Origin of the sequence: Enterobacter sp. 301B (assembly GCF_003850715.1) — a bacterium.
Classification (GTDB): domain Bacteria; phylum Pseudomonadota; class Gammaproteobacteria; order Enterobacterales; family Enterobacteriaceae; genus Enterobacter; species Enterobacter intestinihominis.
On sequence record NZ_PQTC01000018.1, the window covers coordinates 36,345 to 49,824 of the forward strand.

Sequence of the window (13,480 nt, forward strand, 5' to 3'; positions counted from 1 at the left end):
AAAAAACCCTGCGATATTGCTATCGCAGGGTTTTCGAATTTGGCGGAAGCGTAGAGATTCGAACTCTAGAACCCTTTCGGGTCGCCGGTTTTCAAGACCGGTGCCTTCAACCGCTCGGCCACGCTTCCAAAGTGAGGCGCACTATAAACATCTCTGAGCATGATGTAAAGCAGGAAATTGCATTACGTTGAGCTTCATGCGTCATTCCCTTCCGCTCCGATCACTTCTTCGTCATCGGCTGGCTAAAATGTAAACATTTATTTTTACATCACATAAACTTATTAGAATGAAAGTTTGTGATCTAGACTCTTTTTCATACACCGCAGCTTATCCGTGCAACATTGCCACCTCAATATGCCCTTGTAAGACCCTATTCACGCAGGTCACTGCGATAAGAGATTTTCCATGAAATTATTCGATACCGATAACTACAGACTTATTCTCTGGCGTAAATTTCTGCCGTGGCTGATCCAGAACGGTGCGCAAAAAAACAACCCGCATGACTATTTTCTGGTGTACTTAAAAGATGCCGACAATACGCGTTATATTCTGAAGAAGCACGAAAGCAGCAACGTTGTGCTCTGCCCGATGCATAAAAGCGAAGATGTCAGTATGAGCGTGGAAGATATCAGCGAAATGCAGGCTGAAATCATTCACTATAAGCGCAATGGGTTTCAGGCTTACAAAGGCATTATCCCGTTTGCCTTTGACCATTATACGAAAATCATCACCTTAAAAACGGCCCTTGCTCGTCTAAAAGGGCGCTGTATTTCTGGCCTGAAATCTGATTCAGAAACCATCAGCCGGGACCGTTACAACTTGCTCAGGCTGCTGGTGACCGACTACGTCAACCAGCGCCCTTCGCGCGTTTCGTCTGGTTTCACCCAGCGGGAAGTGATCGCCATGCTTTACGGCACACTTTGGTATAAACATATCAAAAATGAGTCGTTTAGCAGAAAAATCGCGCTCTTACTTGAGTCGCTCGTGATCACGGGCGATCTCAGCGAAGAGAGTAAGGTGTACTACGTGCAGGGCCAGGCTATTACCACCATGGTCGAGTATGAAAAAGAGGACCAGCGGGTAACGCATCAGCAAAAAATGCAGAAAAAAATTACGCGTTTTATGTTTGCGATAACGCTATCTACGCTGCTGATTATTCTGGTTCTGCTGTCGATGGCCGGGGTCGTCGACCTCGCCGCTGTATGGCAGAAAATACTACAGATTAAGCCTCTCAGATTTTTAATGAATTTTATCTAAAACCCTGCCCATTAATTATGAATTTTATTTTTATCAGCGATAACTATTACCTTTGCCACGGTGTCTCAAGCTCACTGACATCTACCCATTTGATTCGCGATGAGGAGGATATTCACCATCTTTATGAGGTCGATCCCGAGCTGGATTTTATCATTGCGGTTGAACAGGATAAGTTACGCAATAAAACCATTCAGCAGGTCAAAAAAGTCAAGCGTGATTACATTGTCCTGATGCATGAGATAGAAGCCAACAGCGCGGTGAGAATTGATAATATTATCTATTCGTCGATGCATTTTACTGCTCACCCTTTTCAGCAGCTGATGCGTTTTTATCGGGCGCTCAGGACACACTCCTTTACCCGACGCGAATATGACGTGCTAAAGCTTTTCCATATGGAAAATCATGAAATCGCGAAAAAGCTGCAACTATCACAAAAAACGACCAGCACCTACCGCGTGAGGATCCTCGAGAAATTGAATATGCGTTCAAAAAATATTCTGGCGATGACCCGTATAAAATCGGCGATTGTCGATCAGAAACTGTGATCTTTTGCCTTACCTCGAGAAAACCGGGGCCTCAGGTTTCGCCCTGAGGGGGTTTGGCGGGCGCGGTATACCAGTTCTCTTTGGCAACCATTACGCTGCCCTCTGGCTGCATAACAAAATTCGGAGACATGATCTGCACGTTAAATTCGTTAAACACATCCTGTATCTGGCTATGCAGTTCATTGCGGGCAACCGCGAGGGACTGGTCGGGCAGCAGACGAACCTGCAACTCGTAGGCGATATACCAGTCCATTAACCCTAACTGGCGCACCAGCGGCGGCTCAGAAAGATCAATCCCTTTTGCCCGTTTCGCGGCCAGCTCCAGCATGGCATGCACCTGACGCCATGGGGTGTCATAACCAATAGTGACGCTGACCGTCAGATTGAGGCTGCCATCAGGCTGTAGCGCGCTAAGGTTGGTGATCTTACCGCTCACCACCACCGCATTGGGCACGGTAACGACATAATTTTCCCGGGTAATAATTTTGGTCGCCAGCATGCCTATTTCACTTACCTTACCTTCGTTATCCGCCACCCGAATGACATCGCCTTTACGCAGTGCGCGGGAGTAAATCAGGACCAGACCGCTCATGGCATGGTTCATCACCCCTGCCGAACCCAGCGTTAACATCAGGCCGAAGAAGACGCTAATACCTTTAAACGCCAGTGAGTTTGCGCCGGGCAGAAACGGCCAGGCAGCGGAGAGAGCAAATAGCCAGACGGCGACGGAAATGAGCTTACGGGTTGCCCCCACGGTTTCCGGATGTACGCCGGGAAGTTGCAGACGACCAGCCTCCACCTGATTCAGCACCATCCTCAGAAGCTTCAGAATAAAAGCGGTAATGAGGAAAATGATCAGAACAATCGTCAGCCCCGGCAAAGCCGAGACAATCGCCAGGGCAATTTGCTGCACCACGCGAAGCGACCAGTCTCCCAGCGACGTGCCCCACACCCGCGTCCACGGAAACAGACTCAATGCCCAGCTCAGCCAGACGTAAAAGCCAATCAAACCCAGCAGGAACATCAGCAAGGCGTAAAGCCGAATCTCAATGGCGCCAATGTACCGCCGCCAGCTTTGCGGCACCCGGCTGCGATTCTCCACAATACGCAGACGGTAGACGCGTCGAAACCAGCGCCAGGATCGCCAGGCGCCATAGCAGAGCAGCAAAAGCGCCAGCAGGCCAGCGGCAGCTTTTACCGTCGACAGCGCCAGCCAACCGGTATCGTATTGATCGCGCAGGGCCATTCTCTGCGCTTCCATGCGCGCCAGCACGCGCTGCGCGGCCTGATCGAGGGTCAGATCGTCCCCTTCGTCCAAATCCCCTTCCGTCAGCAGCATCACGGGCTTACCGTTCATCACGATCAGCCGCCCCTGCTGGTTATAGCGGGTCACGGGGACGATAGTGAGCGGCTCACGCACGTCCGCCTCGGTAAAATTGCGCAGGGTGTTGCGGATGCGTAAAACGCGCTCCTCCGGCGTGGTCAGGCCAAATTTCGCCTGAAGCATGACGATCGGCTGATGAAAAATATAGACCGTCCGGGCGCGCTCCTGCTCAGAAGGCGCCTGGCGGGGCTCAGCGGCATACGATGAGAAGGCGCTCAGGGAGGCAAAACAGAACGCAAACGCGAGCAGGATCTTTTTCATCCTCACTACCCCAGATCAGAAATCTTGTTGTTTTTCAGGCAACCCGCGAATGCCAGGTGGGTATGTTGAGAATAGTCCAGCCTTTCGTTTCTGCAACAAGCGACGGTGAGCGTGTTGCTCTCAATCACAAGATATGTATTATGTTATAACATAACAATTTGGGATTGTGTTCTATGTTACTTAAAAAAGGGTTATTTCTGGCTTTATTGCTCTCCACGGCGCCTGCCGCTTTCTCAGCAACCTCATGGCCCCTCACGTTTGAAAATTGCGGCGTAAAGCAGACCTTTGCGCAGGCTCCTCAGCGCGTCGTGACCGTGGGACAGCATGAAACAGAATTACTGCTCGCACTGGGGCTGGAGAAAAAGATCGCCGCAACGTCGGTCTGGTTCGGCAAGCTCCCGGATCCGCTGGCAGATGCCGGGAAAAATATCCCCCGGCTTGCAGATAATTCCCCCTCCTTTGAAGCCGTGGTGGGACAGAAACCTGAGCTCGTTCTCGCGCAGTATCACTGGCACATTGGTCCGCAGGGAGAAGTGGGAACCCGTGAGCAGTTTGCCTCGCTGGGGATTAATACGTGGATCTCTCCTGCCGACTGCACGGATAAAGCGGTGACGGAAACGTCAAACGCAGACGGAGCACGCAGCGCGCCGTTTTCGCTGGCCGAAATCACACGGGAAGTGACAGATCTGGCGACGATATTTGATGTTTCCGCGCGAGGTGAGCAGCTTAATCATACGCTGACGGAACGTATCAAAAAGGCCCAGGCGCGCGTCTCAGCGAAACCGCTTCGCGTCGTATTCTGGTTCTCAAGTAGCCGTCTGAATGGCGATCCCTGGGTGGCGGGGAATTACGGCGCGCCTGGCTGGATCAGCCGCACGCTGGGGTTGAAGAACATTATTGACTCTCATGACGAATGGCCGGCTGTAACCTGGGAACATATTGCCCAGTCGCAGCCGGACGTGATTGTTATCGCCGGGATGTCCCGCAGGCTCTACCCTGCCGATGACGTTGAAGTAAAAAAAGCATTCTTGCGTAATGACCCGGTGACGAAGAACATGCCTGCGGTCAGGAACAACCACATTATTGTGGTGCCGGCAATGTCGTTAAACCCTTCATTACGTAACGTCGATGCGGTTGAGCTTATCAGCGATCGGCTGGCTTCTTTCCAGGATGAACAATGAGTCATTTCGCTTTTGACCGCCGCCAGCAAGGTTTACTGGCAGCAGGCGTCATGGCGCTGCCGCTAATGCTGGTTTTTGCCGCCAGTATCGGTGATATGCCGGTGTCGTATGCCAGTACCGGGAAAGCGATCCTCAACGGACTGGGTTTGACCTCTTATGCGTTGCCACAAACGGAGGAGGGTATCGTCTGGCAATATCGCATGAGCCGGGCAGTGATGGCCGCGTGCAGCGGCGGTGGCCTGGCGCTGTGCGGGCTGGTGTTACAGTCGATCCTGCGTAACCCTCTGGCTGAGCCTTATCTGCTGGGGATTTCCGCGGGCGCCTCGCTGGGGGCCGTCTGCGTGATGCTTCTCGGCATGGGGGGAAGCGTGATTGGCGTGAGCAGCGGTGCGTTTGTCGGCTCCTGCGCCGCCTTTGCGCTCATCATGGTGATTACAAACGGGATGAGTGAAAGCCCGTCGCGCATTTTGCTGGCCGGTATTGCGGGCACCCAGCTCTTCAACGCCATGACCGCGTACGTCGTCAGCACGTCCGCCAATGCCGAGCAGTCCCGTAGCGTCATGTTCTGGCTGATGGGGAGTCTGAGCGGCGTGCGCTGGCCTGACGCGCTGCTGGCGCTGGCCGTTACGCTTGCGGGTTTACTGGTGGTATTGCTCTTTTCCCGGGCGCTGGACACCTTCACCTTCGGGGATGAGGTCTCCACCACGCTGGGGATCCCGGTTACCGCCGTGCGTATTGTCTTATTGCTGACCTGTGCCGTTGTCACCGCCACGTTGGTGAGCGCTACAGGCGCAGTGGGGTTTGTCGGGCTGGTCATTCCCCATGTGACGCGCATGCTATGCGGGCCGGGCCATCGCCGCTCGATCCCGCTGACGTTTCTCATCGGCGCCCACTTTATGATCCTTGCCGATATCGTCTCACGCACGCTGATCGTGCACCAGGTTCTGCCCATCGGGGTGGTGACTGCGCTGGTGGGCGCCCCCGTCTTTGTGGCGTTGCTTTATCAAAACCGAAAGGAGCATCCATGAATATAACAGTGGCCGGGTTAACCGTAACCCGACAGGCGCAGACGGTGCTTAAGGATATCGATCTCGACCTGCCATCCGGGCAGATTGTCGGCCTGTTAGGGCCAAACGGCTCAGGCAAGTCGACGCTGCTGCGCTGCCTCGCCGGGCTGTTTCCACGACACAGCGAACGTGTTGCGCTTAATGGCACAACGCTTGGCTTGATGCCGCTGAAAATACGGGCGCAGCACATGGCGTTTGTCCCGCAACATGCTGAGGTCGACGGGGAACTGACCGTTGAGGATATGGTCAGGCTGGGGCGTACGCCCTACCGGAAAACATTCCAGAGAACCACGCGCGACGATGAGGCTGCGGTTGAACAGGCGATTGGCCTGATGCAGTTATGCAGCTTACGCCAGCGGCGATGGCACTCTTTGTCTGGCGGAGAGCGCCAGCGAAGCCAGATAGCCCGCGCGCTGGCCCAGCAGCCGCAGGTGCTGTTGCTCGATGAACCGACAAACCACCTGGACATTCAGCACCAGCTGGAGCTGATGCGGCTCGTTTCACAGCTGCCGCTTACGGTGGTGGTTGCACTGCACGATCTCAATCTTGCGGCCAATTATTGCCAGCGTCTGATCCTCCTGAAGGCCGGGCAGATCGCAGCCACGGGTGCGCCCGAAGCGGTGCTGACGCCCTCGAACATCGCGGATACCTGGTGCGTAAAAGCTCAGGTCTGTAAGGCCGACGCCGGGATCACGATAAGCTATAACATGGGTAACATGGCGGAGAGCCAGAACAAAAGCAAAAAACCCTGCGATATTGCTATCGCAGGGTTTTCGAATTTGGCGGAAGCGTAGAGATTCGAACTCTAGAACCCTTTCGGGTCGCCGGTTTTCAAGACCGGTGCCTTCAACCGCTCGGCCACGCTTCCTAAGTGAGGCGAACTATAAACACCTCACCGCGCGCTGTAAAGGGTGCGCGCATTCGTTCGCTTTAAAAATAGCCAAAATGCGTTTAATCGGTTGAATAGACAACAGATTGACCGTTTTACCAGCATAATATCCACCGCAGATCGTTAGTGCTTTTTGATGTACATATCTTTGGTGTAGTAGTAGCCAAGCTTATCCGGCGTGAAGCCCCCTACCCACGGTTTCACCAGGTGCGTGCGCACGTAGTGGTAGACAGGGATCGCCGGCACATCGCGCCCCAGCAGATCTTCTGCCTGCTGGTAGAACTTACCGCGCTCCTCCGCCGTTTTCGCCTTCGCCGCATTCACCAGAGCCAGATCGTATTCCGGATTGCTGTACTGAGTGGTGTTTTGGCTGTCGCCGGTACGAAAGTTATTCAGGAAGGTTGCGGCGTCATCGTAATCAGCAATCCAGGCGTAGCGCACCGCGTCAAAGTTATGGGTGTGCATGGTATCAAGCATGGTTTTCCACTCCTGGTTTTGCAGCTTCGCCTCTACGCCGAGGTTCTTCTTCCACATCGAGCTGGCGGCAATCGCAATACGCTGGTGCGATTCCGAGGTGTTATAAAGGAGATTAAAGCTGAGCGGATGGCTGTCGTTAAATCCGGCTTCGGCCAGCAGTTTTTTCGCCTCGGCAATGCGTTTATCCATCGGCCAGCTGGCGTAATCAGGGTTCTGTAACTTGACGCCGCCAATATCCGGCTGGCTGATGAGCCATGCCGGGCGTTGCCCCTGCCCTAAAACTTTCCCGGCGATAATATCTTTATCCAGCGCCAGATTCAGCGCCTTACGCACGCGGGCGTCGCTGAACGGCGGCCGGGTGGTGTTGAATTCGTAATAATAGGTGGCAAGCTGCGGCGATACGTCCAGCTCGTTCCCCAGCGTTTTCTTCAGCTGAGCAAACTGGTTGATCGGCACCGTGTAGGCGATGTCGATTTCGCCCGCTTTGTAGCGGTTGACGTCAGCGGCTTCGGAGGAAATGGGCAGATAGGTCACCTTGTTGATGACGGTATGTGCGTTATCCCAGTATTTCGGGTTTCGCACCGCCACAATGCGTTCGTTCACCACCCACTGTGACAGTTTATAGGCCCCGCTGCTGACGAAGTGCTCCGGTTTGGTCCACTTATCACCGAAACGACCTACCAGGACTTTATCTATCGGCACCAGAGACGGGTGAGCCAGCATCGCCAGGAAAGCAGCATTTGGCTGGGTGAGCGTCACTTCCAGCGTGGTGTCATTGATGGCTTTCACGCCCAGCGACTCGGGTGCTTTTTTGCCTTCTGCGATATCAGTGCCGTTGACGATACGCATACTGCCGGGATAGCTGGCATACGGAGAGACGGTTTTCGGGTCGACCAGTCGCTGCCAGCTCCAGACGACATCTTCCGCGGTGATGGGGGTGCCATCGCTCCAGGTTATGCCCGGGCGCAGATGGAAAGTCCAGACGGTGTTATCTTTATTTTCCCATTTCTCCGCCAGGCGCGGCTGAATTTCACCTGCCGGAGAGACGCTGACCAGCCCGTCGAATAAATCGCTGATAATATTGAATTCGACATCGCTTTCGACTTTATGCGGGTCGAGCGAGGCGGGTTCACTGCCGTTGTTCCTGACCAGTTCCTGCTTATCTGCCAGCTGGGTTCCTGCTGGCACGTTAGCCGCCCAGGTTGCCGTGCTGGCGCACAGGACCCCTGCGGTTAACAAAGAGAGCGTAAAGTGCATGCGTGTTTGTGGTTTCATTTCCTTCGCCTTATTGTCTGTTTTTATGACGATCCGGAAATAACTCTTAGCGGCCTTAGGGAAATAACGCAATATTTTTCAGTGACCTATAAGAGGTTGATCTGAATACGCCTTGCATACCGCACTTCATTCTGAGTACAAAGGCTTTACCAGAATAAAAAACCAGCATAATCCCTAAGGGGCTGAGTAAAGATGGGTAAAACCACTTTGCGTCTGCCGCGCCGTTTCCTATTCTTTGCGCTAATTACATCTGTCATAAGAGAGTGACTCATGGATCGTATAATTACTTCTTCACGCGACCGCACATCGCTACTCAGCACCCATAAGGTGCTGCGCAATACCTATTTCATGCTCAGCCTGACGCTGGCGTTTTCGGCGATCACCGCGACGGCCAGCACCGTACTGATGCTGCCTTCTCCGGGCCTGATCCTGACGCTGGTGGGTATGTATGGTCTGATGTTCCTGACCTATAAAACCGCGGATAAACCGGTGGGTATTCTCTCCGCTTTCGCCTTCACCGGCTTCCTGGGCTACATCCTGGGGCCAATCCTGAACGCCTATCTGTCTGCCGGAATGGGCGACGTGATTGGTATGGCGCTGGGCGGTACCGCGCTGGTGTTCTTCTGCTGCTCGGCCTACGTGCTGACCACCCGTAAGGACATGTCCTTCCTCGGCGGTATGCTGATGGCGGGTATCGTGATTGTGCTGGTCGGTATGCTGGCGAACATCTTCCTGCAATTGCCTGCTCTGCATCTGGCAATCAGCGCGGTGTTTATCCTGATTTCATCCGGCGCAATCCTGTATGAAACCAGCAACATCATTCACGGCGGTGAGACGAACTATATCCGCGCCACCGTGAGCCTGTATGTGTCGCTGTACAATATTTTTGTCAGCCTGCTGAGTATCCTGGGCTTCGCCAGCCGCGATTAACTCACCGTGCTGTGAACAAAGCCCCGCTTATGCGGGGCTTTGTTTTTTTGGTAGACTGAGGCGGTTTTTGACTAACGCGTGAATGAATATGTTGAGTTTTGAAGGCAAAGAGATCGAAACCGATAATGACGGTTATCTGAAAGAGAGCAGCCAGTGGAGCGAAGCGCTGGCGGAGAAAATTGCGGAAAACGAAGGAATTACCCTCTCCCCGGAACACTGGGAAGTGGTGCGCTTTGTGCGCGAATTCTACCTCGAATTCAACACCTCTCCGGCTATCCGCATGCTGGTCAAAGCCATGGCGAATAAATTTGGCGAAGAGAAAGGCAACAGCCGTTATCTGTATCGCCTGTTTCCGAAAGGCCCGGCTAAACAGGCGACAAAAATTGCCGGCCTGCCAAAGCCGGTAAAATGCATTTAATAGCGAATACTGAAGTCAGCGTATTCCCGGCCGGGTTGATGCGGTTCCGTTAGCACCTTATCAACCCGCGCGCTGCGCGGTCCGCCCGCTTTCAGCCACGCCACCAGCTTCTCTACCCGATCCGCCTCACCGCAGGCCACAACCTCCACGCTGCCATCATCCATGTTACGCGCATACCCCGTCAGTCCGAGCTGAAGGGCTTCGCGCTGGGTGCTGTAGCGGAATCCGACGCCCTGTACAAGGCCATGGACCCAGGCAATGGTGCATACATTTGACATCATCCTTCTCCTTATCCGACTGGCGCGTTGCATTTCCTCGCTGAAGTCGGGAAAATGGCGGCCATTTCATTGGAATCGACAGAATAGCAAATTATGAGTGTACGTTTAGTGTTAGCCAAAGGGCGCGAGAAGTCATTACTGCGCCGCCATCCCTGGGTCTTTTCCGGCGCGGTTGCCCGCATGGAAGGTAAAGCCAGCCTCGGTGAAACCATCGATATTGTTGACCATCAGGGGAAATGGTTAGCACGCGGCGCATACTCGCCTGCATCTCAGATCCGCGCGCGCGTCTGGACGTTCGATAAAGAAGAAGCCATCGATATCGACTTCTTTGTCCGTCGTCTGCAACAGGCGCAGCAGTGGCGCGAGTGGCTGGCAAAGCGTGACGGGCTGGACAGCTATCGTCTGATTGCCGGTGAATCCGACGGGCTGCCGGGCGTGACCATTGACCGCTTCGGCAATTTCCTGGTGTTGCAGCTGCTGAGCGCCGGGGCGGAATACCAGCGTGCCGCGCTAATTAGCGCCCTGCAAACCCTGTGCCCGGAATGTGCCATTTACGACCGCAGCGACGTGGCGGTACGTAAAAAAGAGGGCATGGAGCTGACGCAGGGCCCGGTCACCGGCGAACTGCCGCCTGCCCTGCTGCCTATCGAAGAACATGGCATGAAGCTGCTGGTGGATATCCAGGGCGGCCATAAGACCGGTTATTACCTCGACCAGCGTGACAGCCGTCTGGCAACGCGCCAGTACGTTGCCGATAAACGCGTGCTGAACTGCTTCTCTTATACCGGCGGCTTTGCGGTCTCTGCCCTGATGGGCGGCTGTGCTCAGGTGGTGAGCGTCGACACCTCACAGGAAGCGCTGGACGTGGCGAAGCAGAACGTTGAGCTGAATAAGCTGGATCTGAGCAAAGCGGAGTTTGTGCGCGACGACGTATTCAAACTGCTGCGTAAATACCGCGACCAGGGCGAGAAATTTGACGTCATCGTGATGGACCCGCCGAAGTTTGTTGAAAACAAAAGCCAGCTGATGGGCGCCTGCCGTGGCTATAAAGACATCAACATGCTGGCGATCCAGCTGCTGAACCCGGGTGGCGTTCTGCTGACGTTCTCCTGCTCTGGCCTGATGACGACAGATTTATTCCAAAAAATCATCGCCGATGCCGCAATAGATGCGGGTCGTGATGTACAATTTATAGAGCAGTTCCGTCAGGCCGCCGATCACCCGGTGATCGCTACCTACCCGGAAGGGCTGTATCTGAAAGGGTTTGCCTGTCGCGTCATGTAACTTGAAAAGAGAAATATTGCCCGCACATAGTGTGTATGTAATGTTTCCCGGGAGGTGACTATGATTGCCAGCAAATTCGGTATCGGCCAGCAGGTCCGCCACACCTTGCTTGGATATTTGGGTGTGGTCGTGGATATCGACCCGGAGTATTCCCTTGATGAACCGTCAGCAGACGATCTGGCCGTTGACGCAGAGCTTCGCGCCGCGCCCTGGTATCACGTGGTTATGGAGGGCGACGATGGTCAGCCTGTCCATACCTATCTTGCCGAAGCGCAGCTGAGTGGTGAACTACAGGATGAGCATCCGGAACAACCCACTATGGACGAGCTTGCTCAGACCATCCGCAAACAGTTACAGGCGCCGAGACTGCGTAACTAAAGGTGTAAAAAAGCCCGTCAAGCGGGCTTTTTTTATTTTGCCAGCCCCAGACGGGGGATGTCGATTGCCGGACAGCGATCCATCACCACCTTCAGCCCGGCATCGCGTGCCAGCACGGCCGCCTGCTCATTAATTACGCCCAGCTGCATCCACAGCGTTTTCGCGCCGATGGCAATCGCCTCCTGCGCCACGCCCCAGGCCGCCTCTGAATTACGGAAAACGTCCACCATATCCACCTTTTCCGGCACGTCCGCGAGCGTCGCATAGCCTTGCTGACCCAGCAGCGTTTTCCCCGCCACCTTCGGCGAGACCGGGATCACGTGATATCCCTGGTCCAGAAGGTATTTCATGACCCGATAGCTTGGGCGATCCGGTTTATCGCTCGCGCCGACCAGCGCGATAGTGCGCGTGGACGTCAGAATCTCGACAATGTCGTTCTCTTTCATGCTGTTCCTCCTGGTTTTTTTCAAAGTGTACGTCAAAGCAGACATCTCAACCACGCATCCCATACAGAAGTATGAGGGCAAAACGGCGAAATATGTCTATATGTTAGTAAACGTGTTTATCGAAAAATTTTGATACATTCTTACCGGGTAGTTTGTCTACAGGAGTCTGCTATGAAAACCGGCATTGCCTGGGCTGTGGTTGCGTTAATCATGCCGGTTTGTGTTTTCGCAACCACCCTCAGACTCTCAACCGACATTGACCTGCTGGTGCTGGACGGGAAAAAAGTCTCCAGCTCCCTGCTGCGGGGCGCAGACAGCATCGAGCTGGATAATGGCCCGCATCAGGTGGTTTTTCGGGTTGAAAAGACGATTCGCCTCGCCGACAACGAACAGCAGGTGTACATTTCGCCTCCGCTGGTGGTCAGCTTTAATACCCAACGCATCAGCCAGGTCAATTTTCGTCTCCCGCACTTTGAGACAGAAAAAGAGTCACTGGCATTTGATGCCTCACCGCGCATTGAGCTGGTGGACGGGGATTCTATGCCCATCCCGGTAAAGCTGGATATCCTGGCGCTGACAAAAAGGCCAAAAGGAACAGATTACGAAGCGGACACGGAGATCTATAACAGAGCCAGCAGGCGCGCCTCCCTGCCCCAGTTCGCCACCATGATGGCGGATGACAGTACCCTGCTTTCGGGCGTATCGGAGCTGGATGTACTCCCTCCTCAGTCGCAGACCCTTACTGAGCAACGCCTCAAATTCTGGTTCCAGAATGCCGATCCGGACACGCGCGCCCGTTTTCTGCAATGGGCGAAACGACAACCTTCGTCGTAAGCCACATTTTTTCGTCCTTTCTCTTGCAGCATCAGTCAGTTCCCGTCATCGTGTAGCGAGGTAACCTCACGGATAAGATTATGGAACTGACAACACGCACACTTCCGGCGCGCAAGCACATTGCTCTGGTTGCGCACGATCACTGTAAACAAATGCTGCTTAACTGGGTTCGTCGCCATCAGCCTCTTTTACAGCATCATGCCCTTTCTGCCACGGGAACAACCGGCAACCTGATCCACCGCGAAACCGGTCTGGAAGTGAATGCCATGCTGAGCGGCCCGATGGGGGGTGACCAGCAGGTCGGCGCTCAGATTTCGGAAGGTAAAATTGACGTTCTGATATTCTTCTGGGATCCGCTGAACGCGGTTCCGCATGATCCGGACGTTAAAGCGCTGCTGCGTCTGGCGACGGTATGGAACATTCCGGTAGCCACCAATCTTTCAACGGCAGATTTCATCATTGAATCGCCGCAGTTTAACGATCCGGTGGAGATTTTGATCCCGGATTATCAGCGTTATCTTGCGGAGAGACTGAAGTAGTTTTTTGCCCGGTGGCGCTGCGCTTACCGGGCCTACA

At 54.2% G+C, this 13,480-nt stretch carries 15 protein-coding genes and 2 tRNA genes; 11 read left to right on the forward strand and 6 right to left on the reverse strand.

The window, feature by feature from the left end:
* Positions 1-40: 40 nt before the first annotated feature.
* A tRNA-Ser gene (locus C3451_RS18270) sits at positions 41-128 on the reverse strand.
* Positions 129-405: 277 nt separating this feature from the next.
* Here C3451_RS18270 and C3451_RS18275 point away from each other — a divergent pair.
* Positions 406-1,257 carry a hypothetical protein gene (locus tag C3451_RS18275; protein ID WP_052952386.1) on the forward strand — a complete coding sequence of 284 codons (852 nt, stop codon included), beginning with the start codon at positions 406-408 and terminating at the stop codon, positions 1,255-1,257.
* Between the two features lie 17 nt (positions 1,258-1,274).
* Positions 1,275-1,802 carry a LuxR C-terminal-related transcriptional regulator gene (locus C3451_RS18280; protein ID WP_045308871.1) on the forward strand — a complete coding sequence of 176 codons (528 nt, stop codon included), beginning with the start codon at positions 1,275-1,277 and terminating at the stop codon, positions 1,800-1,802.
* 31 nt (positions 1,803-1,833) lie between these two features.
* Here the strand turns inward: C3451_RS18280 and C3451_RS18285 are convergent, their stop codons facing one another.
* Positions 1,834-3,447, reverse strand: a complete 1,614-nt coding sequence (locus C3451_RS18285; protein WP_022647668.1) for a mechanosensitive ion channel domain-containing protein — start codon at positions 3,445-3,447, stop codon at positions 1,834-1,836.
* A 173-nt stretch (positions 3,448-3,620) separates the two neighbouring features.
* On the opposite strand from C3451_RS18285, the gene C3451_RS18290 reads away from it, so the two are divergent.
* Genes C3451_RS18290 through C3451_RS18300 form a run of 3 tightly spaced genes read left to right on the forward strand, consistent with a single transcriptional unit; the run spans position 3,621 to position 6,489 of the window.
* Positions 3,621-4,628, forward strand: coding sequence for an ABC transporter substrate-binding protein (locus C3451_RS18290; protein WP_045623326.1), 1,008 nt, complete (start codon positions 3,621-3,623; stop codon positions 4,626-4,628).
* Entirely contained in the window at positions 4,625-5,656 is a 1,032-nt protein-coding gene (locus C3451_RS18295) for an iron ABC transporter permease (RefSeq protein WP_038415793.1), read from the forward strand. Before C3451_RS18290 ends, C3451_RS18295 begins: the two co-directional genes overlap by 4 nt.
* Positions 5,653-6,489 (forward strand): ABC transporter ATP-binding protein, encoded by an 837-nt coding sequence (locus C3451_RS18300; RefSeq protein ID WP_223862206.1) that lies wholly within the window; start codon positions 5,653-5,655, stop codon positions 6,487-6,489. Before C3451_RS18295 ends, C3451_RS18300 begins: the two co-directional genes overlap by 4 nt.
* Here the strand turns inward: C3451_RS18300 and C3451_RS18305 are convergent.
* Positions 6,476-6,563: transfer RNA gene (locus C3451_RS18305), tRNA-Ser, on the reverse strand. The two genes, C3451_RS18300 and C3451_RS18305, sit on opposite strands and share 14 nt — an antisense overlap.
* 144 nt (positions 6,564-6,707) lie before the next feature.
* Positions 6,708-8,336, reverse strand: a complete 1,629-nt coding sequence (locus tag C3451_RS18310) for an ABC transporter substrate-binding protein (RefSeq protein ID WP_045623328.1) — start codon at positions 8,334-8,336, stop codon at positions 6,708-6,710.
* Positions 8,337-8,606: 270 nt separating this feature from the next.
* Here C3451_RS18310 and yccA point away from each other — a divergent pair, with 270 nt between their 5' ends.
* Together yccA and tusE are read left to right on the forward strand one after the other, a co-directional pair.
* Positions 8,607-9,266, forward strand: coding sequence for an FtsH protease modulator YccA (gene yccA, locus C3451_RS18315; protein WP_003858127.1), 660 nt, complete (start codon positions 8,607-8,609; stop codon positions 9,264-9,266).
* Between the two features lie 88 nt (positions 9,267-9,354).
* Positions 9,355-9,684: a sulfurtransferase TusE gene (gene tusE, locus C3451_RS18320; protein ID WP_003858129.1), complete on the forward strand. Its 330-nt coding sequence runs from the start codon at positions 9,355-9,357 to the stop codon at positions 9,682-9,684.
* On the opposite strand, the gene yccX is transcribed toward tusE, so the two are convergent.
* Positions 9,681-9,962, reverse strand: coding sequence for an acylphosphatase (gene yccX, locus C3451_RS18325; protein WP_003858131.1), 282 nt, complete (start codon positions 9,960-9,962; stop codon positions 9,681-9,683). The two genes, tusE and yccX, sit on opposite strands and share 4 nt — an antisense overlap.
* 93 nt (positions 9,963-10,055) lie before the next feature.
* Here yccX and rlmI point away from each other — a divergent pair, with 93 nt between their 5' ends.
* Positions 10,056-11,246: a 23S rRNA (cytosine(1962)-C(5))-methyltransferase RlmI gene (rlmI, locus tag C3451_RS18330; RefSeq protein ID WP_022647663.1), complete on the forward strand. Its 1,191-nt coding sequence runs from the start codon at positions 10,056-10,058 to the stop codon at positions 11,244-11,246.
* Positions 11,247-11,306: 60 nt separating this feature from the next.
* Entirely contained in the window at positions 11,307-11,624 is a 318-nt protein-coding gene (gene hspQ, locus C3451_RS18335; protein WP_003858136.1) for a heat shock protein HspQ, read from the forward strand.
* Between the two features lie 32 nt (positions 11,625-11,656).
* Here the strand turns inward: hspQ and C3451_RS18340 are convergent, their stop codons facing one another.
* The gene (locus C3451_RS18340) at positions 11,657-12,070 is read right to left on the reverse strand and encodes a CoA-binding protein (RefSeq protein WP_006809337.1); all 414 of its coding nucleotides are present in this window, start codon (positions 12,068-12,070) and stop codon (positions 11,657-11,659) included.
* Between the two features lie 171 nt (positions 12,071-12,241).
* On the opposite strand from C3451_RS18340, the gene C3451_RS18345 reads away from it, so the two are divergent.
* Positions 12,242-12,904, forward strand: a complete 663-nt coding sequence (locus tag C3451_RS18345) for a DUF2057 family protein (protein WP_045308867.1) — start codon at positions 12,242-12,244, stop codon at positions 12,902-12,904.
* Positions 12,905-12,984: 80 nt separating this feature from the next.
* The gene (gene mgsA, locus C3451_RS18350) at positions 12,985-13,443 is read left to right on the forward strand and encodes a methylglyoxal synthase (RefSeq protein ID WP_003858146.1); all 459 of its coding nucleotides are present in this window, start codon (positions 12,985-12,987) and stop codon (positions 13,441-13,443) included.
* The last annotated feature ends 37 nt before the right edge of the window (positions 13,444-13,480 follow it).

What these genes read in the sequence shown, in the direction of transcription:
- C3451_RS18290 (WP_045623326.1), top strand. Translation starts at nt 3,621, where the DNA reads ATGTTACTTAAAAAAGGGTTATTTCTGGCTTTATTGCTCTCCACGGCG.
- yccX (WP_003858131.1), bottom strand. Translation starts at nt 9,962, where the DNA reads ATGTCAAATGTATGCACCATTGCCTGGGTCCATGGCCTTGTACAGGGC.
- C3451_RS18275 (WP_052952386.1), top strand. Translation starts at nt 406, where the DNA reads ATGAAATTATTCGATACCGATAACTACAGACTTATTCTCTGGCGTAAA.
- C3451_RS18280 (WP_045308871.1), top strand. Translation starts at nt 1,275, where the DNA reads ATGAATTTTATTTTTATCAGCGATAACTATTACCTTTGCCACGGTGTC.
- C3451_RS18345 (WP_045308867.1), top strand. Translation starts at nt 12,242, where the DNA reads ATGAAAACCGGCATTGCCTGGGCTGTGGTTGCGTTAATCATGCCGGTT.
- mgsA (WP_003858146.1), top strand. Translation starts at nt 12,985, where the DNA reads ATGGAACTGACAACACGCACACTTCCGGCGCGCAAGCACATTGCTCTG.
- hspQ (WP_003858136.1), top strand. Translation starts at nt 11,307, where the DNA reads ATGATTGCCAGCAAATTCGGTATCGGCCAGCAGGTCCGCCACACCTTG.
- C3451_RS18295 (WP_038415793.1), top strand. Translation starts at nt 4,625, where the DNA reads ATGAGTCATTTCGCTTTTGACCGCCGCCAGCAAGGTTTACTGGCAGCA.
- C3451_RS18285 (WP_022647668.1), bottom strand. Translation starts at nt 3,447, where the DNA reads ATGAAAAAGATCCTGCTCGCGTTTGCGTTCTGTTTTGCCTCCCTGAGC.
- tusE (WP_003858129.1), top strand. Translation starts at nt 9,355, where the DNA reads ATGTTGAGTTTTGAAGGCAAAGAGATCGAAACCGATAATGACGGTTAT.
- C3451_RS18310 (WP_045623328.1), bottom strand. Translation starts at nt 8,336, where the DNA reads ATGAAACCACAAACACGCATGCACTTTACGCTCTCTTTGTTAACCGCA.
- C3451_RS18300 (WP_223862206.1), top strand. Translation starts at nt 5,653, where the DNA reads ATGAATATAACAGTGGCCGGGTTAACCGTAACCCGACAGGCGCAGACG.
- yccA (WP_003858127.1), top strand. Translation starts at nt 8,607, where the DNA reads ATGGATCGTATAATTACTTCTTCACGCGACCGCACATCGCTACTCAGC.
- rlmI (WP_022647663.1), top strand. Translation starts at nt 10,056, where the DNA reads ATGAGTGTACGTTTAGTGTTAGCCAAAGGGCGCGAGAAGTCATTACTG.
- C3451_RS18340 (WP_006809337.1), bottom strand. Translation starts at nt 12,070, where the DNA reads ATGAAAGAGAACGACATTGTCGAGATTCTGACGTCCACGCGCACTATC.